The organism is Bartonella sp. AA81SXKL (genome assembly GCF_042196945.1).
GTDB lineage: Bacteria > Pseudomonadota > Alphaproteobacteria > Rhizobiales > Rhizobiaceae > Bartonella.
Map to the genome: position 1 here is coordinate 13,814 of NZ_JBHIRH010000006.1, position 22,152 is coordinate 35,965.

The window sequence follows — 22,152 nt, forward strand, 5'->3', positions numbered from 1 at the left end:
TTCTTATTCTGTGCGAGGATTTGCTTTGCGCCATTCTTTTGGTCGTTGAAAACTTGATACCCATATTCCTTTCTTTTTCTTCCTAGCTTCTTGCTCTTCTTTGGGGTATTCATAATAATTTACAGCCCAACCATTATGTACAAGTGTTGCGTTGATATTGCTAACTTGTTTTGTTTTACATGTTGCAAGAATACGGCGATATTTATCTGTTTTTTGCCAGTGACATGTAACAATTTGATTTTTTAATAATAGTTCTAAATATTTCTTTGCTTCAAGCCCACAAGGGTAGCGTGCTTCCTTTTTTCCACAAAATTGGTGGAGTTCAGGAGCATCAATTCCAGCTAGTCGAATCTTAATTGAAGAAATCATAATGGTATCGCCATCAATGATTAAAGCATTTCCTTTAACAGAGTTTTGAGAAGAAAAATTTTCTTTTTGAGGCAACCGTTGAGTCTGCTTAAAATAAGTTGACATAATGATAAGAATGCTAGCAGCGACAAAAATACTGAAACCGATAACTTTTAGATTAAAGATTCTTAGATCAAAATGAGAAAAAGATTTTTTCATGAAATAAAGAAACTGCTAACATTACTATAACTCTATTTTAGTATTGTTTATAATTCATCCGAGAAGCTTTATTCATATGACGAAACAATGTCTCGTTTTAATGACAAAATTTTCGTTAGATATCACAATAATCAAATACTCATGCAAAATATATGTAAGCAACTTAAATAATAAATCAACTTATCCAAATCCGTACAAAACATACAAAGTTTAAAGTAAACTTTTTAAACTTAAGGAAATAAAAAAAACACCCCTCAAAAAATAACTTTGAAGAGCAATACTCCCACATTTCTTTTGGAGTATAAAATCTATCAATTTAATAATAATTTTATTTATTTAATTTTTGTTTCTTTAAATTCAACGTGCTTTTTTACAACTGGATCATATTTACGCTTGCTCATTTTATCTGTCATTGTACGGCTGTTTTTCTTTGTTACATAGAAAAAACCAGTATCTGCAGTTGATAAAAGCTTGATCTTAATGGTTGCTGCTTTAGCCATAATGTAAATACCCTATTTATACTGAAAAAATATTATTTCTGTCAAAATTTATTTCCGACATCATCAGATTTTCCGGCAACACTACGGATGTTCTCAAAAAAGTCAAGAGCTGATTAATTTTCTCATAAGTTGGACAAACACCAAAATGACATATAAACCGAAAAAAACAGCCATGGCTATTGAAAAACCAAAGGGTTTAAAGATATCCATGGATTTTCCGATAAAGGTCGGTCCGATGAGCATACCAATTCCATAACAAAAAATAAAAGCAGAATTAGCAGCAGCAAGTTCTTGCCCCTTGAGACGGGCTCCTAAATGTGCAAGACTAATTGTATAAAGGCTCGCTGATACACCACCCAGAAAAAACAAATCAAGCATCAGAATCCATGGATATTGAAGAATCCATGGTACTATAAAAGTTCCTATAAAACCTAAAATAGCGCAACTCATCAGCGGGTAGCGTCGATCTTTGGCGTAGTCGCTTATAATGCTGATAGGAATTAAGAGGAAAATATTCCCAAGTGCAAGGGTTGCCATAAAATGTGCTGCTTCATTCTCATTATAACCAATGGATAAACTAAAGGGTATTATAAGAGTTAATACGCCCATTTGAATGGCTCCGTAAACAAGGACCGCCATCATTGCACTTGGAACGTGAAAAAGATAACGAAAAAATGGCATATATTGATTTTTTTGAAATTCTGGACTTAATTTCCAAGCGGTAAGAATTGGTATAGTAGCAAGCATAATAAGGCTATATCCAACAGCAAAAGGAATAAATCCTTGTGTTCCCACTTTTGCTAGCAGCGTTAGACCTATTATAAACCCTAATCCTAAGACAATAGCATAAATAGAAAGGATCAAACCGCGTTTTTTGAGGGGAGCATAACTGTTGATCCAAAACTCTGACAGGATAAACATAACTGTCATGCTGAAATGTAATATAAACTTTAAAATAAACCAAACCCATATGGGATCAAAAAAATAGAATCCTAAAAAACTTAAAGATCCTATCGCCATCATAAGCAATATTGTTTGAGCGATTCCTAAGTATAAGGCGATTCGAGACGTAAAAATAGCTGCAATAATTGTGGCGATTCCACCAACTGTTCCACTATAGCCGATTGTACTGTTGGAAAGTCCTTTCTCTGCCATAAGAAGAGAGACAAGTTGTGTTCCCATTGCCAATGCTGTTCCAACAGTGCCAATGGTTGCAATAGCGGCAATAATTGCATGCAAAGAATTATTTTGAGAGTCAAAAGGTTTTTTTTTCATGAGAATGGCTTAAGGTACTCTTGTTTATTTAAACAATGAAAAGATGAGCTGAAATGAAAGGGAGCCAAAACTATCCTTTGCAGTTTCTCTCATTTTCTAAGTATAAAAAACTGCAAGATTTTTATATGGTTATTATAGACTTAACAATAAAATTTATCCTCTTGTATACTAAAGAAATAAGATTGTATATATAAAATAATATAAATATTATATAATATAAGTCATTTCTTAAATTGAATTTATTATTCATATATATTCAATGGAGGGCAAGAAGATTAATTTTTTCTTTTCCCATAAAAAGTATACTTTTGTTTTTTTAATTTGTTTTTATGGTAGGATGTCGGTGAAAATTTTATTGGACGAGGTTTTGTTAACAGTTCAAAGCATAAAGCGCCAGCAAAAGGTTGTACCGTTATAAGTTTTACTTCTACAACATCACTGAGCTGATAGCCTTTATGGCTACGCTGTCCTACAAGAACATGTTGTGCTTCATCAAAATGATAATAATCATTTTTAAGTGTAGAAATATGGATAAAACCATCTGTATTGAGTTTATCAAGTGAGATAAAAAGACCTGCTTTTGTAACTCCGGAAATGCGGCCTGTAAAAATACGACCGATTTTATTCGTTAAATAGTGAGCAACAAGCCGATCAATCGTTTCTCTTTCAGCCATCATTGCACGGCGTTCGTATAAAGAAACTTGCGTAGCAATTTCTGCAAGATTTTGTTCTTGTGTATCTGTTAATTGATCATTTCCTAATTTGAGAGCTTTAATGAGTGCTCGATGAATAATGAGATCAGCATAACGACGGATTGGTGATGTAAAATGTGTATAGTTCTGCAAATTTAAACCAAAATGGCCACTATTTTTAGGGTTGTACTCTGCTTGTGATTGTGAACGCAAAATAACTTGATTGACTAGTTCTTGTTGTTGAGTATGAGCGACCTTTTCTAAAATTCTATTAAGGCGCGCTGAGGTAAGTTCGCTTCCGCGGGAGAGTGGTATCCCCAAACTTTGAAGAAAGCTCCGAAGTATTTCTTGCTTAGCAAGAGAAGGTTTTTCATGAATACGATAAATGAGCGGCTGGTGATGTTGTTTTAATGTTTCAGAAGCTGCAATATTAGCTTGTATCATAAACTCTTCAATTAAACGATGCGCTTCTAGTTGTGGTTCACTCACAACATCTTTTATGCATCCATTTTGATCAAGAATAATCTTTTTTTCTGCAATTTCTAATTCTAGTGGTTGGCGACGATTTCGCGCAGCTTTAAGGCATGCATAGGCTTCCCATAAGGGGTGCAAAATGCTCTCAAAAAGAGGGGTTATTTTTTCATTTATATTACCTTCAATTGCCAATTGTACTTCTTGATAAGAAAGTTTGGCTCTTACACGAATCATAGTACGATGAAAACTATGTTTTCGTTTATTACCGTTTGCATCAAAAATCATACGAACGGCTAAAGCTGGTCTTTCTTTTCCTTCACGCAGAGAACATAAATCATGAGAAAGGCGTTCAGGTAACATTGGCACAACGGTATCGGGAAAATAAACAGAATTTCCACGTTTCAATGCTTCTTTATCTAAAGCACTTCCTGTTTTGATATAATAAGAAACATCTGCAATGGCTACAATAATAATCCAACCATCATTATTTGCTGGATCCTTATCCTTGGTTGCATAAACTGCATCATCATGGTCTTTTGCATCTGGTGGATCAATTGTAATAAAGGGTAATTGTCGCCAATCTTCACGATTATCCATATTGGCAGCTTTGATATGTTTGGCTTGCTCAAGAACACTTTCAGGAAAAATATAAGGAATTCCTTTCGAAAGAAGCGCTATCATTGAGAGTGTTTTCTCACTCTTAATGTGCCCTAAAACATTCTTTATTTTTGCGCTCTTTAATCCGTAACCAGTATTTTTTTTTATTTCGACTTCAACGAGATCACCAATTTGAATCTTCATTTCTGGAGACATTTCAACAATGAGTTCATTGGTTTTGCGGTCTATAGGATCAAGGCGCCATTGATTATTTTCCAATTTTCGTACAATAGCAAATGCGCTTTTGGGAGATACATCAATTTTACGAATAATTCGTCCCGTATAAGGATGGCTTGAGCTTTCAGAATTTTTATTTCGAAAAACTTTTACAAGAATATGATCTCCAACACCAATATTACTTCCTGTTATGTGATGAAAAGAGTGTATTTCAATATTGGGCTTTGGAGAATCTTCCCATTCAAGAGGTTGTGCAATAAAACTTCCATCTTTATCACGTCCGCTAATTTTTACTAAAGAAACAGGGGGTAATTTTCCTTTGTTTATTGCTCTTTTGTGGTGTTTAGATATGAGATTTTGATCCTTTAACTCACGTAACATATCTCTAAGCCAGATACGAGAATCGCCTTTTAAGTTAAAAGCTTTAGCGATTTCTCGTTTACTTGAGTGGTTAGGATTCTCAATTATAAAGGAAAGGATTGCTTCCTTATTGGGAAAAGTTTTCCCCTTGAATGAAGAGAGATATTTTATGTTTTTTTCACCTTTAGCCAAAATTTATGTCTCTTTTATTTTTGCTTTTGTTTTAGAAGAAGCTCTTTTTGAAGTTGTTTTTTTACTCGATGCTTTAGCCGATATAAGTTCTAGTGCCTCTGGAAGTGTTACATTAATGGGATCTTTATCTTTTGGCAATGTTGCATTAATTTTACCCCAATTGACATAAGGACCATAACGCCCGTTGCGTACGGTAATGGTTCCTCCTTCAGGATGCTCTCCTAATGTTGCCAATGCTTCAGGTGTTGTTCTGCTTTGCCTGGTTTTGTTTTCTTGTTGTTCTGCCAATACTGTAACAGCGCGATTGATACCAATATCAAAAACTTCATCTGCATGAAGAAGGCGCGCAGATTTTCCGTTATGGCTAAGATAGGGACCATATCGTCCAATCGTAGCCGTGATTGTTTTTCCAGTTTCAGGATGAATGCCAATTTCACGGGGAAGGGATAGTAAAGCCAAGGCTTTATCAAGGGTTACATTTTCTGCCTGCCATTCTTTTGGTAATCCTGCACGCTTAACTTCTTTGCTTTCACCAAGTTGAATATAGGGACCAAACCGGCCTTTGCGAAGAGAGATATCTTTTCCTGTTTCAGGGTCAATACCAAGTATAACAGGTTCATCATTGCGTACAGCTTCATTCTCTTCTCCAGTATCTGTACCAAGTTGGCGTGTGTATTTACATTCGGGATAATTGGAACAGCCAACAAAAGCACCATAACGCCCAAGTTTTAATGATAATTGACCATTTTTACAAAGAGGACAGGAACGTACATCACTTCCATCTTCGCGTTCAGGAAAGGCGAGAGGTGCTAATGTTACATTTAAAGCATCAAGAACATTAGTTATACGGAGTTCTTGGATATTGATAATAGATGCATTAAATCCATCCCAAAAATCTCGCAATACGTCTTTCCAAGAAAGTTTGCCATCAGAGATAAGATCCAGCTTTTCTTCAAGATCTGCTGTGAAACCATATTCTACATAGCGATTAAAAAAACTTTCAAGAAAGGCTGTAACAATACGTCCCTTGGCATCGGGAATAAGCTTTCGTTTATCAATGACAATATATCCACGGTCACACAATGTCGCCAATGTGGATGCATAAGTTGAAGGACGACCAATTCCTAACTCCTCAAGCTTTTTAATTAATGAAGCTTCAGAATAACGAGCAGGGGGCTCTGTGGTATGTTGTACAGATTCAACTTTTTCTTTTGTAAGTGCTTCACCAGTGTTTATTTGTGGTAAACGTGTTGTTTCATTTTCTTCATTATTTTCTTCGTCTCGTTGATCCGTGTAGACGGAAATAAAGCCATCAAAGCGAATAACAGATCCTGTTGCCCGTAGATTTGCACAGTTTTCTCCTGTCTGTGCTTCAATTTCAACAGTTGTACGTTCAATTTCAGCAGAGCGCATTTGGCTGGCAATAGCACGCTTCCATATCAGCTCATAGAGCTTTGCTTGATCGCTATCGAGAAAATTACGGACTTGACTAGGATTGCGTTGAAAATCTGTTGGACGGATCGCTTCGTGTGCTTCCTGTGCATTTTTTGCCTTTGTTGAATAAAAACGTGGCTTTTCAGGAATATAGTCTTTTCCGAAAGTTTCATGAATAACTTTTCTTGCTGAATCAATAGCCTCAGGTGCTATCTGCACACCATCGGTACGCATATAAGTAATAAGCCCTGCCGTTTCACCATTAATTTCAATGCCTTCATAAAGTTTTTGGGCAATTTGCATAGTGCGAGAAGCTGAAAATCCTAATTTTGAAGAAGCTGCTTGTTGTAGTGTGGAGGTTGTAAATGGAGGAAAAGGATTTCTCTTTGTAGGTTTTGCTTCAACACTGAGTGTATGGTATTGGGCTTGCTCCAACATAAAGCGAATTTGGTCTGCTTGTTCTTGAGATTGAATATCAAGCTTGCCTATTTTTCTTTGATTAAACATTGTCAATCTTGCTTGGAAACTATCATTTCGGATGGTTTTTAACTGTGTTGTAATGGACCAATAATCTTCTTTGATAAAATGTTCTATTTCTGATTCACGATCACAAATAATACGCAAAGCAACCGATTGAACGCGTCCTGCTGAACGCGCACCAGGGAGTTTACGCCATAAAACAGGTGAAAGTGTAAAACCAACGAGATAATCAAGAGCGCGACGTGCAAGATAAGCATCTACAAGTGATGTATCAATATCACGTGGATTGTTCATAGCATCAAGCACAGACTTTTTGGTGATGGCATTGAAGACAACTCTTTTAATAGGTTTATCTTTTAAAACTTTTTTTTGACGGAGAACATCCAGAATATGCCATGAAATAGCTTCCCCTTCACGATCAGGGTCTGTTGCTAATATAAGGCTATCAGCTTCTTTAACGGCTTTTGCTATTTCATTTAAACGTTTAGCGGCAGCAGAATCTATATCCCATTTCATAGAAAAATCTTGATCCGGTAAAACAGAACCATCTTTTGCAGGCAAATCACGAACATGTCCAAATGATGCGACAACTTTGTATTGAGACCCAAGATATTTATTAATTGTTTTTGCTTTTGCTGGAGATTCAACGATAACGATATTCATAATTTTACCCAAATATTGAAATAAAAATTTTTTTATAAACGCCTTTTACGCGAATAGCTAATGCCAATTGCTTAAGAGCACATAAAAAAATATTAGCCATATAAAAAACATGAATATTGTACAACTTATGATTGTCATTATTAGAGTACACCCTATATAGAATTACACGATTTATTTTCCACTGTTATTACAAAAACATACGGCGAAATACTAAGATAACGTCTATTGAGAGGTAGGAGGGGAAATGCTCAAGGATAGAGGATTATGTTTATAAATCATTTAAAAGTTATCCAATATATTACAGACATGTCAAAGCAAATGAATCAGATGGCGCGTCAGGCGCACAGTCCGCTTTTAGCATTGCTTTTGGATATGGTTGCCAAAGAAGGGCAAAGCATTATTAATAGTGCTGAGGCTCTTGGGGAAGATCAAGATTCGACAATGACACACAACCACCAGAGTGTCGAATAAGCTTTCCAGCAAGCTCGAGTTCTACCAACAAGAGGTAGAGAGTTGGGAGTGAAACACCGGAGTGGATACTGAGTGTGTCTAAGTCGATTGGCGTTGTTGAAAGAGCGGAGAAAACTGCTGCACGTGCTGCATCATCATCATCTGCTAAAGAGAGGCTGCTGTTTTTTTCATCTGCTAAATTAAAATTCTCCTTTTCAAGTTGTAAAGAGGATGGTTCCTCAAAAAAATTGAGTTGCGAATTTGGAAGCGGTAAAATTAATGGCGTAAGTGTTTCTATAATGTCAGAAGGATGTGTGGTGAGTAGAGCACCGTCTTTGATAAGATTGTTTGTACCAACAGATCTTGGATCAAGTGGAGAACCGGGAATGGCAAAAATTAACCGTCCCATTTCAGCTGCTTGACGTGCGGTAATTAAGGACCCTGAGCGCAGGGCTGCTTCTACAACCAAGAGACCAAGTGATAGAGCTGCAATAATACGGTTTCTTCTTGGAAAATCGATAGCACGCGGCTTCCAAGAAATGGGCATTTCGCTGATGATGGCTCCACCGTTGGCAATAATATCTTCATGCAACTTTTTATTTTCAGGAGGATAGATATGATCAATTCCTCCAGCCATGACTGCAACAGTTCCTGTTTTTAAACTTGCTTGATGCGCAACGCTATCAATTCCACGAGCGAGCCCAGAAATTGTTACAAAGTCTGCTTCTCCGAGAAAACGTGCAAATTGAGCCGTAAGCTTTTTTCCAGCAGCTGAAGCATTTCGAGAACCTATAATTCCAATAGAAGTTTTTTGAAAAATTGAAACATTACCTTTGATAGCAATAAGCGGCGGAGGGGCTTCTGTAACCTTAAGAAAAGCTGGATAATCTGGTTCTCCCATACCGATAAACCGGACACCTAATTTTTTAGCTTTTTGTATTTCTTTTTCTGCATCTTCTAAGCTTGCTATTTTAATAGATGCAGAACCACCACCTTTTCTACTAAGCTCTGGCAGTGCTGCCAGAGCTTTTTCTGCTGTTTTATAATGATCAATGAGATTGCGAAAACTAACAGCTCCAATATTTTCACTACGCAATAACCGTAACCAGCTTAGACGTTGACGATCAGTAAGCAGGATTCCTTTATTTATCTCCGTGTTGCGTGCCAATCTTACTTTCTTCCCCAATTAATAATCTACCGATATTTGCAGAATGTTTTATAAACACAAATACGCTCATCACAATCAGCATACAATAGAAATAAGAAGCGGAAAAATAAAAAACAAATATCGGTGTGATCGTAACAGCAATAAGCGCAGATAATGAAGAATAACGCATGAGGAGAAAAATCGTTATCCATACAATAATAAAAATAATTGCTGCAGGCCAATAGATTCCTAAGCAGACTCCTAGATAGGTAGCAACACCTTTGCCACCTTTAAATTTAAGCCATACGGGGAAAAGATGTCCTAAGAAAACAAAAAAGCCTGCTAGAGAAACAAGGATACTATTGTCTAGCGGATCACTAAAAAACTTTATAACGAAAACAACGATAGTTCCTTTCAACATATCACAAAGAAGTGTTAGAGCAGCAAGCTTTTTATTTCCTGTTCGTAAAACATTTGTTGCTCCAATATTGCCGGAACCGATTGTTCTTATATCACCAATTTTGAACAATTTCGTTAAAAGAAGACCAAATGGAATCGAGCCAATGAGATAAGATATGAGGAAAATAAACCATGGAGTGGATTGAAAAAATATTTCTGCTTCATTCATTAAGAATCTCATTAAATTTGTTGATCAAGTTTAAAAACGTTTTTCCCTTTCACAAAGGTCTGGAGCACGCGTCCTTGAAAACGTGCATTCTCAAAAGGGGTATTTTTTGAACGTGAATAGAGCTTCTCTTTCGAAACAACCCATGGTTCTTCAAGATCAACCACAATAAGGTTTGCATGAGCCCCTTTTTTGAGTGTTCCTGCATTGAGTCCAAAGAGCTTTGCAGGCGCCGTTGACAAAAGTTCCGTTATCCGTAGAAGAGATAGGCTCTCATTATGATAAAGGCGTAAGGCTGCGCTCAATAAGGTCTCCATACCAATAGCGCCAACTGCCGCGTCATTAAATGGTAAATGTTTTGTGTCGATACTCTGAGGATCATGAGAAGAGACAATAACATCTATAATCCCATCCTTTATTGCTTCAATCATTGCTATACGGTCTTCTTCTGTACGCAATGGGGGCATTAAGCGAAAAGAGGTGCGATATTCACCAATGTCATTTTCATTGAAAGATAAATGATTAATAGATACACCCGCTGAAATTTTCTCACTGCGTTTTTTACCTAAACGAAGTGCATCAGCAGAGAGTGCTGTCGATATTTGAGCAGCATGATAGCGTGTTTGCGTTAATACTGCTAATCGCAGATCTCTTTCAAGAGGGATAACTTCTGCTTCGCGAGGGATGCCAGAAAGACCAAGCCAACTGGCAAGCAGTCCTTCATTCATCACACCTTGCCCTGTAAGATCTTTATCTTGCGTTTCATGTATCAATGGAACATCAAAATCACGTGCATAAGTCATTGCACGCCGCATAACAGATGAATTTTGAAGTGTTTTTTTTCCCTCACTAAAAGCAACGGCTCCTGCATCTTTGAGCAAACCAAATTCGGTTATTTCTTGTCCGTTGAAACCTTGTGTGATTGAAGCAACGGGATAAATATTGACCAATGACATTTCCTGTGCTGTATGCGTAATAAATTTAACGAGTGCTACATTATCAATAACTGGATGCGTGTTTGGCATCATAAGAAAGGAAGTAATACCACCTGCTGCGGCCGCGTAACTTGCTGATGTAATTGTTTCACAATGTTCATTCCCTAATTCTTCAACAAAAACGCGCGCATCAACAAGTCCAGGGAGAATTGCTTTGTTTTGTGCGTTAATAACTTCTGCTTCTTCAGGGAATCCCTGATTCAGAGCTTCTTTTCCAGCGGCTATAATTCGTCCATTTTTAACAATAACTGTACCAATTTCATCGATTGCGCGCGAAGGATCAATAATACGAGCATTCTGAAAAACAATTGGTTTTATCATTTTTTTTCTCCACTGATCTTTGCGCGTGAATCTAATAAAGCCTCCATGACAGCCATACGCACTGCAATTCCCATTTCTACTTGTGTCTGAATCATACTTTGTGGTCCATCTGCTATATCGGATGCAATCTCTACACCACGGTTTATTGGTCCAGGGTGCAGAATAATAGAATCATTTTTGGCATAGGCTAAATTTTCTTTATGTAAGCCAAAATAATGGAAATATTCACGCGTAGAAGGAATGAAAGAGCCTGTCATCCGTTCATGCTGTAAGCGCAACATCATGATAACGTCAGCATTTTTAAGACCTTCTTTCATCGTGTTAAAAACCTCAACACTCATATGAGCAATTTCTGCGGGTAAAAGTGTTGAGGGAGCAACAGCACGAACACGAGCACCCAAAGCATTGAGACACAGGATATTGGAACGGGCAACACGTGAGTGTAAGATATCTCCGCAAATCGCAACAGTTAATCCTTCAATACGACCTTTTGCCCTTTTAATGGTTAGAGCATCTAATAAAGCTTGGGTTGGATGTTCGTGGGCACCATCACCTGCATTAATAACACAACAATCAACTTTTTGCGCTAATAAAGCTGCCGCTCCTGCACTGTTATGGCGAAAAACAAGTATATCTGGCTTCATCGCATTGAGAGTTGTAGCAGTATCAAGTAATGTTTCTCCCTTTTTTACAGATGAGTTGCTGATCGCAAGACTCATCACGTGTGCACCTAGCCTTTTACCCGCTAATTCAAAAGAAGATTGTGTTCGCGTAGAGGCTTCAAAAAAGAGATTAATTTGAGTCCGTCCATGCAAAGTAGATTTTATTTTATCAATTTTGTTAGAAAGGATAACATTTGCTTCTGCACGATCAAGCAATGTATTAAGATCTTGTACACTCAGATCTTTAATAGCTAAAAGATGTTGATGAGGGAAAAGTGGAAAAAAATTATTTTGCATCATAGCATTCTTCTTTATCTCTCTCTAAACAGGTTAAACAAGCATTTGTTTGAATATGATAAATGTTTCTTAACTCTAAAAAGACAAATAGTCTATGATATGAATGATTTGAATGTAGGAATATACCTATGAGTGCTGTATCTGCGCAAAATACTCGTCGAAAAAATACATTTCTTAGCGATACGCTTATGTTTCGTATTGCTTCTACTTTGCCTAAGTTTTTGTTAGCAAGTTTTGAAGAAATAGGGGATTTTGCCGCGAGTCGAGAAGCATGGAAACTTTCTTACTTAGCGAATCATTATAAGCCTTTACTATGCTATAATGATGAATGGGGGCAACCAACAGAAAGATTAGAGATCCATTCTTCCTATCAAGCTCTTCAACAATATTCTAGACAAGCAGGTTTGGTTACCTCGCTTTGGGAAAATACGAGCTCAGAAAATGGAGTACGCTATCAAGCGCGTGCGATTCGTTTAGCTTTATATGCTGGTTTAGAAACAGGACATTTGAATGAAGTTATCATAACGAGTGCAGCTATTGCTGTTTTAATTAGTGATATTGAGCTCTTCAAAAAATGGCAAAATGTACTTTTATCACGCCAATATGATTCCTCATCAAAGCCTATTCATCATAAAAAGGCTGCTTCTCTAACTTGTGCATTTGACGATATTGAAAAATACGCTTTCAATTTTCCAAGTGTTAAGAAAATTTCTTTCGATGAAAGTATGGAACGTGATCTATATCGTTTAAATGTTGTAAAAACCAACGTTATTAATCCTGCCGCTGACGGATATCTTGTTAGTGCAGATTTAGATGGTCATTTAAGTTGTTTTTTTATTCCACGCATACAAGAAAATGGCGCATTAAATGGATCTATATCGATTCGTCATTTAATTCAGCGTTCTGGAGAACTTTTAACACCAGAGGGGGTTGTCGATTTCCAAGGCAGTTATGGCTGGCTTTTGGGAAATGCTGGAGAAGGGCTTAAAGTTATTAAAGATATCGAGACGATGATGCGTTTCGATCAATCTGTCATATCGGCAGGTGTTTTACGAGCGGCTCTTCAATTTGGTATGGATTTTTTCCGGAAAAAAATGCCCAATCAGCCTTTACCTCCACTGACAGAACGTATTTTTGCAGATATTGCATTAGATATAGCTGCCTCACAAGCATTGGTTTTGCGTTTAGCGAGAGCATTTGACAATGCAGCAAATGACCGTTCTGAAGCAGCTTTTGCCCGCATTATGACACCTATTATTGCTTATCATGTAAGTCAATTGGTTGTGCCTATTATTGGTGAAATTATTGCACAACTTGGTATTGAAAGTTTTATAGAGAATAATCCATTATCACAAATGTTGCATAATGGGCCTGCGCGAATTGTGAGAAATAGTTCTGCTAATCAATTGGTAAAGGATGCCATTCTTATTGCTGAAAAAGCACCGGGATTGTTTCAGAAATTGTTAGAAAAAATTGCTCTTGATATTGGACCAGCGGGACCACGAGCAATTGAAATTATTAAGTCAGCAGGTGATATGGCATCAGCAAATGAAGGTGCAGGAAGATTTTTTGTTGAACAAGTAGCTTATGCAGCAGCAGCAGCAGCATTACGTTCTACAGACATAGAACATGTTGCGAATGCCTATATGGAAAGCCGCCTTGGAGGACAATGGAGATCTTCTTACGGGATGCTCATTGCACGATATAATGCAGGGCATTTGCTCAATGTCCTCTATCCTTCCATATGATGAAAGTTTTGAATTCTATTAAGAGCACCTTGCAATATAAAAGCGGCGGCTGCCGAATCAATACGGCTTGCTCGTTTAGCGCGCGATACATTCATTTCTAAAAGAGACCGTTCCGCAGCAATTGTTGATAAACGTTCGTCCCAAAAAACAAATGGAATTTTTGTATAAGCTTTCATATTGCTCACAAAAGCTCTGGTTGCTTGAACACGAGAGCCACTGCTTCCATTCATGTTAAGAGGTAAGCCAATGATAATAACTCCTACATTTTCACGGTCAAAAATTTTAATAAGTGTGTAAGCATCTTCTGTAAATTTTTTTCGCTGTAGTACAGGACGCGGATTTGAGACAATCAGCCCCCTATCAGAAATCGCAATTCCGATAGTTTTTGTCCCTAAATCTAAGCCTGCTATTGTTTGTCTAGGCAAAAGATGTGTTATAACTTCATCTATATTAATAACAGTCATAAAGGTATAATACGTTTTTTAATGTTTCAGATCTATAGTTATATTCTTTATTCATGTTATCTAATATTCTTGCACTTACAAGTGCAGCCTTGTATAGCCAGAATAAAGATCAATAAATAAACAAAAAAGCAGAAAGGCGTAAAGAGTATGTCTGTTGATCAAGAGACAGTCAAGCGGATAGCACATTTAGCAAGGATTGCCCTCCACGATGATGAGATAGAACCTGTGACAAAAAAAATCAATGCTATTTTAGGTTTTGTAGAGCAATTGAATGAAGTTGATGTCAGTGGAGTTGAGCCATTAACATCTGTGATGCCGATGACACTACGAATGCGTGAAGATAGTGTTACAGATGGCGATAAAGCAGCAGATATTGTAGCCAATGCCCCTGTTACAGAAGAAAATTTTTTTCTTGTCTCAAAAATTGTTGAGTAACTTTTTATATTTTTGAAATTTGAGAACCAATATGACTGATTTAACAACTCTCACAATTGCGCAAGCTCGTGATGCTCTAACAAAGAAAAATCTCAAAGCAACAGAATTAACGGAAGCTTATTTACAAGCAATAGAGTTGGCAAATCCAACTTTGAATGCTTATGTAACAATAACAGCAGAACAGGCAATGAAAATGGCTGCTGAATCAGACAGTCGCTTAGCGAAAGGACAAGGAGGGCTTTTGGAAGGAATTCCCTTGGGGATTAAAGATCTTTTTGCAACCTATGGTGTTCATACTCAAGCCTGTTCAAATATCCTTGATGGTTTTAAACCGCACTATGAATCAACTGTCACGGCTAATTTATGGCAAGATGGTGCTGTGATGTTAGGAAAACTTAATATGGATGAGTTTGCTATGGGCTCATCCAACGAAACATCATATTATGGTCCCGTTATTAGTCCATGGAGAAAAAAAGGCTCAAATGAAAAACTCGTACCCGGTGGTTCTTCGGGGGGATCCGCAGCCGCTGTTGCTGCACAAATTTGTGCTGGTGCAACTGCAACCGATACAGGTGGCTCAATACGTCAACCAGCAGCTTTTACTGGAACTGTAGGAATAAAGCCAACTTATGGACGTTGTTCGCGATGGGGCGTTGTCGCGTTTGCTTCATCTCTTGATCAAGCTGGACCTGTTGCTAGAGATGTTCGTGATTGTGCTATCTTACTCAGATCAATGGCCTCTTTTGATGAAAAAGATTCTACTTCCGTCAATTTACCAGTTCCTGATTATGAAAGTTATCTTGGTCAATCAATCAAAGGAATGAAAATCGGTATTCCAAAAGAATATCATGTGGATGGAATGTCTTCAGAAATTATTGAGCTTTGGCAAAAAGGAATAAATTGGTTAAAAGAAGCAGGTGCTGAGATTAAAGATATTTCTTTGCCCCATACAAAATATGCTCTACCTTCTTATTACATTATAGCTCCTGCAGAAGCCTCTTCTAATTTAGCGCGTTATGATGGTGTGCGTTTTGGTTTGCGCATGCCTGGAAAAGACATCATTGAGATGTATGAAAATACGCGTTCTGTTGGTTTTGGTGATGAAGTCAAACGGCGCATTCTGGTTGGGACTTATGTTCTTTCATCAGGTTATTATGATGCCTGTTATTTAAGAGCTCAAAAAGTAAGAACACTCGTAAAACGTGATTTTGATCAATGTTTTGCTTCAGGCATTGATGCTATTTTGACACCAGCAACACCAACACCTGCTTTTGGTATTGCTGATGAAAAAATAAAAAATGATGCTGTAGCAATGTATCTTAATGATATTTTTACGGTACCAGTTAATATGGCTGGTTTACCAGGAATTTCTGTTCCTGCTGGTCTGTCATCAAATGGTTTACCTCTAGGATTGCAATTGATTGGTAAACCTTTTTCTGAAGAAGTCATTTTTCAGATAGCGCACATTATTGAACAAGAAGCAGGAATATTCAGTGCAGAAAAATGGTGGATGTAATAGTCAAAATTCACAAAGGAGCATTTCTCATACTTAATGAGAAATGCTTTTTTAAAAGGTGGAGGGATGAGCTCTATTTCCTTAATTCGTAGTCTTACCCACCAAGATAGGCTTCTTTAACACGCGAATCAGAGAGCATAGTTTTTCCTTCACCGTGAAATAAAATATGTCCTACCTCTAAAATATAAGCATAGTCAGCTATGGAAAGTGCAGCAAATGCATTTTGTTCAATAAGAAGAACAGTTTTTCCCATATCATTAATTTTTCGAATAATCGAAAAAATTTCTCGAACGAGAAGTGGTGCTAACCCCAACGAGGGTTCATCTAATATGACCATATCAGGATTGCTCATAAGTGCACGGCCCACAGCAACCATCTGTTGTTCACCACCTGACATTGTTCCTCCCAACTGTTTTGCTCTTTCACGTAGGCGCGGAAAAAGGTCAAATATCCATTCAATATCACGGGAAATTCCCTGCTTATCGTGACGAATATAAGCGCCTAGATGAAGATTCTCTAAAACAGTGAGATGGGGCATGATACGTCGTCCTTCAGGGCTTAGAGCAATCCCTAATCGCAAAATCTCTTCTGGTGATTTTTTAATAATAGATTTGCCATTATAGGTAATTTCTCCATAAACAGAGCGATTAAGCCCTGTAATAGAACGTACAATACTGCTTTTTCCTGCACCATTGGCTCCAATTAAAGTGACAATACTGCCCCGCTTTATGGACATAGAAAGATTTTGGACAGCTTTAATGGCGCCATAATGAACGTAAAGATTTTTTATTTTAAGAATATCCATAAACATCTCCGCCAAGATAAGCTTCAATAACTTTAGGGTTATTACGAATTTCATCTGGTGTACCACTGGCAATGCAACAGCCATATTCCATAACCAAAATATGTTGGCAAAGTCCCATAACCACTTTCATATCGTGCTCAATAAGAAGAATTGTAAGATCAAAGTCTTTTTGCACTTTTGCTATGAATTTTCTAAGATCTTCACTTTCTTGTGGATTCATGCCAGCAACAGGTTCATCAAGAAGAAGCAATTTGGGCTTTGTGGCTAACGCACGTGCAATTTCTAGACGTCGTTGCACACCATAAGGTAAAGCTGTTGCCGATTGATTGGCAAGGTGATCAAGTTGTAGCTGTTCAAGGAGCTCCAAGGAATTTTTATAAACTTCCTTCTTTTCTTTTATTGCTTTTGAAAAAAAGAGAGCTGAAGAAAACCAAGGATATTTTTGTCGAACATGCGCTCCTACCATAACATTCTGCAAAACCGTTAACCCTGAGAAAAGACGAATATTTTGAAATGTTCTGGCAATATGGCTTCTACAGATAATATAAGGAGACGCTCCAGAAATTTTTTTCTCATCAAAAAGAATGATGCCGCTTGTAGGAGCATAAAATCCAGAAATCATATTGAAAACTGTTGTTTTTCCAGCACCATTGGGACCAATTAATCCAGTAATACTTCCTCGTTTAATTGCCATATTAACATTATTTACAGCAACTAATCCGCCAAAACGCATTACAATATTATTGAGTGAAAGGATATTGTCGTTCATAGCTTTCCCTCAGTATTAGAAAGCTTTTTGCGTGTCAAAAAGCTATAAATTCCATTCCATGAAAATTCTCGTTGTCCCATTAACCCTTTTCTCCAAAACAAGATAATTACCAGCAATAAAAGGGAAAAAACAACCATACGAAGCCCTGGGGTTTCTGGAATATGTATAAAACCTAAGTCAAATGGACTTTCAATAATACGAAGCCATTCAAGCATGACTGTAATAATAATGCTGCCAATAATGCTCCCTGTAATTGAACCGAGACCACCAGCAACAACAATCATTAAAATATTAAAAGTCAGAAGAAAATTAAACATTTTTGGATCAATGGTTGAAATAAGAGCCGCCATTAATGCGCCACCTATACCTGCAAAAAACGCTCCAACAGTAAAGGAAAAACTACGGTAGAAAAAAGCATTAATTCCCATAGTTTTCGCAGCTATTTCATCATCACGAATAGCACGTAATACGTTACCAGTATTACTTTGCAGTAAGAGGACAATAAAGAGAACTGTAAATGCTAGCCAACCATAGTTCCACCATAATGTTGCATTTTGAGGTATTCCTTTGATTCCCAAAGAGCCATTTGTGAGCGATGTTGCGTTCGTAATGACAATGCGAATAATTTCCGCAAAACCTAATGTTGCAATTCCAAGATAATCGCCACCAAGACGCAATATTGGTAAAGCAATTAATAAACCTACAACAGCAGCACACAAACCACTTACAACAACAGCGATAAAAAAAGGTAACTGCAAATGATATAATGGTTCAGCAATAGGCTCAAGAATCCACATCATTTCTTTTTGTTCAGGGGAAAGAAGTAAAATTGCGCAAACATAAGCACCAATAGCCATAAATCCAGCATGTCCAAGAGAAAACATACCTGTGAAACCGTAAATCAAATTAAGCGAAATTGCCAATATCGCATTAATAGCAATCAGATTGATGATACGAAGCGTATAGTCATTAAAATGGCTATCAGCATAAAATAAAAAACCTATGAGAACTAAAACACTTATACACGATAAAACAGTTGTCGCTGACTTTGCCATTAGATTTTCTCCTGATTTCTTTTACCCATTAATCCTGTGGGCAATATCAATAGAATCAGAATCAATAAAATGAAAGCGAAGGCATCTCGATATCCAGATAGCGCAGGGAAAAATGCGATAATCATAATTTCAATAAACCCTAATAATAATCCTCCCAACATTGCACCTGGTATCGAACCAATACCTCCAATAACAGCAGCGATAAATGCTTTGAGACCAGGAAGAACACCCATATAAGGCTGAATTTGAGGATAACGTAAAGACCACATAATACCAGCTATGGCGGCAAGAGCTGAGCCTATTCCAAATGTAAACGCAATAACTTTATTGACAGACACACCCATCAAACGTGTTGTTTCAATATCATGGGAGATTGCGCGCATAGCAAGACCCGGTTTTGTTTTATGGATAATCCATAATAGTAATAAAATAAGAATTAATGACACAAAGGGAACGATCAGAGACATGGGAGCAATTCTGATGATACCATCTGCTCCTGATCCTAGATGCCATAAAAATGGTGTTACAAGAAAATCTGGCTGTTGTACACCTTTCGGAACACCACTAAAGAGTACAGTAGCAAGATTTTCAATAAAAAAAGAAACACCAATTGCACCGATAAGTGCCGAAATACGCGGAGCATGGCGTAGAGGTTTATAAGCAAATTGATCAACAGCAACACCCACAGCACTTGTAATAAAAATGGAAAAACAAAGAGCTAAAACCCAAATCGGTGTAAAATCTTGCGGGGAAATTTTAAAATAATAAACAAATCCTAGCGCAAGAATTAAAAAAGCAGCAATCCAATAAATTGGAGGACGCCTTTTAAAGCCTATAAAGACCGAATAATAAACAAGAGCAGCAAAAAACAAAAGAAGAAAAGCTACCCAAGCAGGCATAAAGCCAATTGTGGAAAAGAAAACAAAATATGCTCCCAGCATAAAGATATCACCGTGAGCAAAATTAATGAGTCTCAGTATACCGTAGACCATGGTGTAGCCAATAGCAATAAGCCCATAAAGAGATCCCAATGCCAGTGCATTAAAAAAGTACTGGATGAACATTTCAGTGCTCATCTCTCATCCTTCCACATTTGTTAATTTACATAGGATAATAAGAAATTTCTAAGTTTTTGGTTGAGAAAAAAAATCCTCAACCAATTCTTGCATTTTAGTAAATAAAACTTTTTAATTAAAAAGCAGGTTTAACTTCTTCTAAATAAACACGTTTTCCATCCTGTATTTTAATGATACCAATAGGAATTTTAGGGTTATGATTTTCATCCATTGACATATCCCCAAAGGGGGTAGGAAAATCTTTTAATTTGCTAAGTGCGATAGTAATTTTTTCACGATCAGTGCTACCAGCATTTTCAATAGCCTTCATAAACATCATATAACTCGTGTATCCCAAAACAGAATTGATATTTGGCTCTTTGTCCGGGTAAGCTTTTTTCCATTCTTTTGTGAATTCTTGCGCAGCTACTGACATATTTGGCATATACTCACTATAGGGAAGTGTCGTATGTAAGAAACCTTCTGCAGCTTTTCCTGCAATCGTAATGGTTTCTGGATTATCCATAGCATCTCCACCCATAATTTGAAACTTCGCCCCTAATTCTCGTGCTTGTTTCATGATGATAGCACCTTCAGAAAAGTAAGATGGAATGAATAAGATATCAGGTTTCTGGGCGATAATTTGCGTGAGAACAGCTGAAAAGTCCTGATCTCCAGAATTATAATTTAAATTTGAGATAACTTCACCACCTAATTTTTTGAAAGCACGCGTAAAATAACTTGCAAGACCAATAGCATAATCGCTTGAAATATCTTTAAGGATAGCAGCCTTTTTTGCGTGTAAAGTTTGGCTTACATAAGTTGCGATTCCTACTCCTTGATAGGAATCAATAAAGCAAGCACGAAAGTAATATTTTTTACCCTGTGTAACAAGGGGACTTGTTGAGGACGTTGCAATGGTTGGAGTTTTTGCCTTTTCAGATATTTCACCACCTGCTAACGAGAGTGAAGAACCATAGCTACCAATGATTCCACTCACTTTTTCACTTGCTGTTAAACGCATAACAGCATTAGCCGCTTCTACTTTATCAGATTTGTTATCAATAATAACAAGTTCCACTTTACGTCCTAAAATTTCTGGAACTTTTTTATGGGCTAATTCTATACCTCTAATTTCAAGCTGACCTCCAAATGCATTTTGACCACTTAATGGAAGATAAACACCAATCTTAATAGGTTCACTCGCATAAACATTTGCTGTAAATGCCATAAATGCTGCGATTATCGTAAGGATTTTCTTCAATTGCATTGCGCATTTTCCTTAATTGAATTGTCGTTTTTTCACCTTATATTGAACTTCTTCATCATGCAAGTTACACATTAATCAAAATATCATTATGTAAAAAAACTTTTATATGACCTCTTTTGTAGGGCACCCCTTGTAAGGTATGTAAAGTGTACAATCAAATAGTTTTATAAATATTCATGTTGATATTCTCTGACATTAACATAGAAGATACGACAATGTGGGGAAATCTTATCTTGGGGCTTGCGTGTTGATACAAGAGCAATGTTTACTTAAACTTAGAGAATCAATATCGTACAATTTATAAGCTACAGGATCACGTTATTATGACGAGTAAGGATGCATTAAAGGGTTGTTCCCCATCTGAGGATAGTATAGGTGCTTGTGGGGAGATTATCGAAATCAGTGGTGTCATTAAGTGGTTTGATGGTAGTAAGGGGTATGGATTTATTGTACCTGATTTACCTCATTTTCCCGATATATTATTGCATGTTACGGTAATGCGAAGGGATGGTTTTCAAACAGCTTTAGAGGGAGCTAAAGTCATTTGTGCTGTGGAAAAAACTGAACGAGGGTTAAAGTGTGTTCAGGTGAAATCCATAGATTGTTCTTCAGCAATTCATCCATCAGAAGTTCCTGCCCGTACCCATGTTGTTGTTACTCCAGAAAGTGGACTAGAACGAGCAATTGTTAAATGGTTTAATCGTGACAAAGGATACGGTTTTCTTAGCCGTGGGCAAGGAACAGAAGATATTTTTATTCATATGGAAACATTGCGCCGTTTTGGTTTAGCAGAGCTTCGTTCTGGCCAAGTTGTTCTTGTACGTTTTGGTAAAGGAGAAAAAGGTTTAATGACAGCAGAGATTTATCCGGACATAGGCATTCCTTTAGCTACGCATTGAATTTCACGAGTGAAATCAGTATGTTTTCTATATTTTTAAAGATTGTTGTTCCGTAAATTGCTATAGAGGTAGATTTTTAAAGAAAATATGGCTCTCGTGAATCCATAAACCAAATGAAGAAAATTTCGCATATTACGTTGAAAGAAACTAGAAAATAACAAGGAAGCA

At 37.1% G+C, this 22,152-nt stretch carries 20 protein-coding genes; 5 read left to right on the top strand and 15 right to left on the bottom strand.

Annotation, left to right across the window (positions count from 1 at the left end):
* Positions 1–3: 3 nt before the first annotated feature.
* The 5 genes from ACFINZ_RS04605 to topA form a co-directional block, all read right to left on the bottom strand.
* Positions 4–567: a thermonuclease family protein gene (locus ACFINZ_RS04605; protein WP_375634143.1), complete on the bottom strand. Its 564-nt coding sequence runs from the start codon at positions 565–567 to the stop codon at positions 4–6.
* Between the two features lie 332 nt (positions 568–899).
* A complete protein-coding gene (gene rpmG / locus ACFINZ_RS04610; RefSeq protein ID WP_004864083.1) occupies positions 900–1,067 on the bottom strand; it encodes a 50S ribosomal protein L33 in 168 nt (55 codons plus the stop codon).
* A 102-nt stretch (positions 1,068–1,169) separates the two neighbouring features.
* Positions 1,170–2,342: an MFS transporter gene (locus ACFINZ_RS04615; RefSeq protein ID WP_375701190.1), complete on the bottom strand. Its 1,173-nt coding sequence runs from the start codon at positions 2,340–2,342 to the stop codon at positions 1,170–1,172.
* 275 nt (positions 2,343–2,617) lie between these two features.
* The gene (gene rnr, locus ACFINZ_RS04620) at positions 2,618–4,894 is read right to left on the bottom strand and encodes a ribonuclease R (RefSeq protein ID WP_375696379.1); all 2,277 of its coding nucleotides are present in this window, start codon (positions 4,892–4,894) and stop codon (positions 2,618–2,620) included.
* A 3-nt stretch (positions 4,895–4,897) separates the two neighbouring features.
* Positions 4,898–7,471 carry a type I DNA topoisomerase gene (topA, locus tag ACFINZ_RS04625; protein WP_375701191.1) on the bottom strand — a complete coding sequence of 858 codons (2,574 nt, stop codon included), beginning with the start codon at positions 7,469–7,471 and terminating at the stop codon, positions 4,898–4,900.
* 264 nt (positions 7,472–7,735) lie between these two features.
* On the opposite strand from topA, the gene ACFINZ_RS04630 reads away from it, so the two are divergent.
* Positions 7,736–7,942, top strand: a complete 207-nt coding sequence (locus ACFINZ_RS04630) for a hypothetical protein (protein WP_005773510.1) — start codon at positions 7,736–7,738, stop codon at positions 7,940–7,942.
* Here the strand turns inward: ACFINZ_RS04630 and dprA are convergent.
* Genes dprA through ACFINZ_RS04650 form a run of 4 tightly spaced genes read right to left on the bottom strand, consistent with a single transcriptional unit; the run spans position 7,872 to position 11,971 of the window.
* Entirely contained in the window at positions 7,872–9,107 is a 1,236-nt protein-coding gene (gene dprA, locus ACFINZ_RS04635) for a DNA-processing protein DprA (protein ID WP_375634646.1), read from the bottom strand. The genes ACFINZ_RS04630 and dprA overlap by 71 nt on opposite strands.
* Positions 9,064–9,696 (bottom strand): glycerol-3-phosphate 1-O-acyltransferase PlsY, encoded by a 633-nt coding sequence (plsY, locus tag ACFINZ_RS04640; RefSeq protein ID WP_375634134.1) that lies wholly within the window; start codon positions 9,694–9,696, stop codon positions 9,064–9,066. Before plsY ends, dprA begins: the two co-directional genes overlap by 44 nt.
* A gap of 11 nt (positions 9,697–9,707) precedes the next feature.
* A complete protein-coding gene (locus ACFINZ_RS04645) occupies positions 9,708–11,009 on the bottom strand; it encodes a dihydroorotase (protein WP_375634132.1) in 1,302 nt (433 codons plus the stop codon).
* Complete coding sequence (locus ACFINZ_RS04650; protein ID WP_375634130.1) at positions 11,006–11,971, bottom strand: aspartate carbamoyltransferase catalytic subunit; 966 nt, start codon at positions 11,969–11,971, stop codon at positions 11,006–11,008. Before ACFINZ_RS04650 ends, ACFINZ_RS04645 begins: the two co-directional genes overlap by 4 nt.
* Positions 11,972–12,096: 125 nt before the next feature.
* On the opposite strand from ACFINZ_RS04650, the gene ACFINZ_RS04655 reads away from it, so the two are divergent.
* On the top strand, positions 12,097–13,716 hold the full coding sequence (locus ACFINZ_RS04655) for an acyl-CoA dehydrogenase family protein (protein WP_375701192.1): 1,620 nt from the start codon (positions 12,097–12,099) through the stop codon (positions 13,714–13,716).
* Here the strand turns inward: ACFINZ_RS04655 and ruvX are convergent.
* Complete coding sequence (gene ruvX, locus ACFINZ_RS04660; protein WP_375618120.1) at positions 13,701–14,180, bottom strand: Holliday junction resolvase RuvX; 480 nt, start codon at positions 14,178–14,180, stop codon at positions 13,701–13,703. The two genes, ACFINZ_RS04655 and ruvX, sit on opposite strands and share 16 nt — an antisense overlap.
* A 147-nt stretch (positions 14,181–14,327) precedes the next feature.
* Here ruvX and gatC point away from each other — a divergent pair, with 147 nt between their 5' ends.
* Positions 14,328–14,615 carry an Asp-tRNA(Asn)/Glu-tRNA(Gln) amidotransferase subunit GatC gene (gene gatC, locus ACFINZ_RS04665; RefSeq protein ID WP_375634126.1) on the top strand — a complete coding sequence of 96 codons (288 nt, stop codon included), beginning with the start codon at positions 14,328–14,330 and terminating at the stop codon, positions 14,613–14,615.
* A 31-nt stretch (positions 14,616–14,646) separates the two neighbouring features.
* Positions 14,647–16,131 (top strand): Asp-tRNA(Asn)/Glu-tRNA(Gln) amidotransferase subunit GatA, encoded by a 1,485-nt coding sequence (gene gatA / locus ACFINZ_RS04670; protein ID WP_375677212.1) that lies wholly within the window; start codon positions 14,647–14,649, stop codon positions 16,129–16,131.
* Between the two features lie 94 nt (positions 16,132–16,225).
* On the opposite strand, the gene ACFINZ_RS04675 is transcribed toward gatA, so the two are convergent.
* The 5 genes from ACFINZ_RS04675 to ACFINZ_RS04695 all read right to left on the bottom strand — a co-directional run bounded on the left by ACFINZ_RS04675 (position 16,226) and on the right by ACFINZ_RS04695 (position 21,085).
* On the bottom strand, positions 16,226–16,936 hold the full coding sequence (locus ACFINZ_RS04675; protein WP_273791026.1) for an ABC transporter ATP-binding protein: 711 nt from the start codon (positions 16,934–16,936) through the stop codon (positions 16,226–16,228).
* Positions 16,923–17,705 (bottom strand): ABC transporter ATP-binding protein, encoded by a 783-nt coding sequence (locus tag ACFINZ_RS04680; protein WP_375611930.1) that lies wholly within the window; start codon positions 17,703–17,705, stop codon positions 16,923–16,925. Before ACFINZ_RS04680 ends, ACFINZ_RS04675 begins: the two co-directional genes overlap by 14 nt.
* Complete coding sequence (locus ACFINZ_RS04685; protein WP_375613416.1) at positions 17,702–18,760, bottom strand: branched-chain amino acid ABC transporter permease; 1,059 nt, start codon at positions 18,758–18,760, stop codon at positions 17,702–17,704. The genes ACFINZ_RS04680 and ACFINZ_RS04685 overlap by 4 nt, the downstream gene beginning before the upstream one ends.
* Positions 18,760–19,836, bottom strand: coding sequence for a branched-chain amino acid ABC transporter permease (locus ACFINZ_RS04690; RefSeq protein ID WP_375634122.1), 1,077 nt, complete (start codon positions 19,834–19,836; stop codon positions 18,760–18,762). Before ACFINZ_RS04690 ends, ACFINZ_RS04685 begins: the two co-directional genes overlap by 1 nt.
* A gap of 115 nt (positions 19,837–19,951) precedes the next feature.
* Complete coding sequence (locus tag ACFINZ_RS04695) at positions 19,952–21,085, bottom strand: ABC transporter substrate-binding protein (RefSeq protein ID WP_375634120.1); 1,134 nt, start codon at positions 21,083–21,085, stop codon at positions 19,952–19,954.
* Between the two features lie 323 nt (positions 21,086–21,408).
* On the opposite strand from ACFINZ_RS04695, the gene ACFINZ_RS04700 reads away from it, so the two are divergent.
* On the top strand, positions 21,409–21,984 hold the full coding sequence (locus tag ACFINZ_RS04700; protein WP_375634118.1) for a cold-shock protein: 576 nt from the start codon (positions 21,409–21,411) through the stop codon (positions 21,982–21,984).
* Positions 21,985–22,152: the final 168 nt, after the last annotated feature.

Excerpts from the sequence above, each read along its gene's own strand:
- ACFINZ_RS04605 (WP_375634143.1), bottom strand. The coding sequence starts at position 567 with ATGAAAAAATCTTTTTCTCATTTTGATCTAAGAATCTTTAATCTAAAA.
- rpmG (WP_004864083.1), bottom strand. The coding sequence starts at position 1,067 with ATGGCTAAAGCAGCAACCATTAAGATCAAGCTTTTATCAACTGCAGAT.
- ACFINZ_RS04615 (WP_375701190.1), bottom strand. The coding sequence starts at position 2,342 with ATGAAAAAAAAACCTTTTGACTCTCAAAATAATTCTTTGCATGCAATT.
- topA (WP_375701191.1), bottom strand. The coding sequence starts at position 7,471 with ATGAATATCGTTATCGTTGAATCTCCAGCAAAAGCAAAAACAATTAAT.
- ACFINZ_RS04630 (WP_005773510.1), top strand. The coding sequence starts at position 7,736 with ATGTTTATAAATCATTTAAAAGTTATCCAATATATTACAGACATGTCA.
- plsY (WP_375634134.1), bottom strand. The coding sequence starts at position 9,696 with ATGAATGAAGCAGAAATATTTTTTCAATCCACTCCATGGTTTATTTTC.
- ACFINZ_RS04645 (WP_375634132.1), bottom strand. The coding sequence starts at position 11,009 with ATGATAAAACCAATTGTTTTTCAGAATGCTCGTATTATTGATCCTTCG.
- ACFINZ_RS04650 (WP_375634130.1), bottom strand. The coding sequence starts at position 11,971 with ATGATGCAAAATAATTTTTTTCCACTTTTCCCTCATCAACATCTTTTA.
- ACFINZ_RS04655 (WP_375701192.1), top strand. The coding sequence starts at position 12,097 with ATGAGTGCTGTATCTGCGCAAAATACTCGTCGAAAAAATACATTTCTT.
- ruvX (WP_375618120.1), bottom strand. The coding sequence starts at position 14,180 with ATGACTGTTATTAATATAGATGAAGTTATAACACATCTTTTGCCTAGA.
- gatC (WP_375634126.1), top strand. The coding sequence starts at position 14,328 with ATGTCTGTTGATCAAGAGACAGTCAAGCGGATAGCACATTTAGCAAGG.
- gatA (WP_375677212.1), top strand. The coding sequence starts at position 14,647 with ATGACTGATTTAACAACTCTCACAATTGCGCAAGCTCGTGATGCTCTA.
- ACFINZ_RS04675 (WP_273791026.1), bottom strand. The coding sequence starts at position 16,936 with ATGGATATTCTTAAAATAAAAAATCTTTACGTTCATTATGGCGCCATT.
- ACFINZ_RS04680 (WP_375611930.1), bottom strand. The coding sequence starts at position 17,705 with ATGAACGACAATATCCTTTCACTCAATAATATTGTAATGCGTTTTGGC.
- ACFINZ_RS04685 (WP_375613416.1), bottom strand. The coding sequence starts at position 18,760 with ATGGCAAAGTCAGCGACAACTGTTTTATCGTGTATAAGTGTTTTAGTT.
- ACFINZ_RS04690 (WP_375634122.1), bottom strand. The coding sequence starts at position 19,836 with ATGAGCACTGAAATGTTCATCCAGTACTTTTTTAATGCACTGGCATTG.
- ACFINZ_RS04695 (WP_375634120.1), bottom strand. The coding sequence starts at position 21,085 with ATGCAATTGAAGAAAATCCTTACGATAATCGCAGCATTTATGGCATTT.
- ACFINZ_RS04700 (WP_375634118.1), top strand. The coding sequence starts at position 21,409 with ATGACGAGTAAGGATGCATTAAAGGGTTGTTCCCCATCTGAGGATAGT.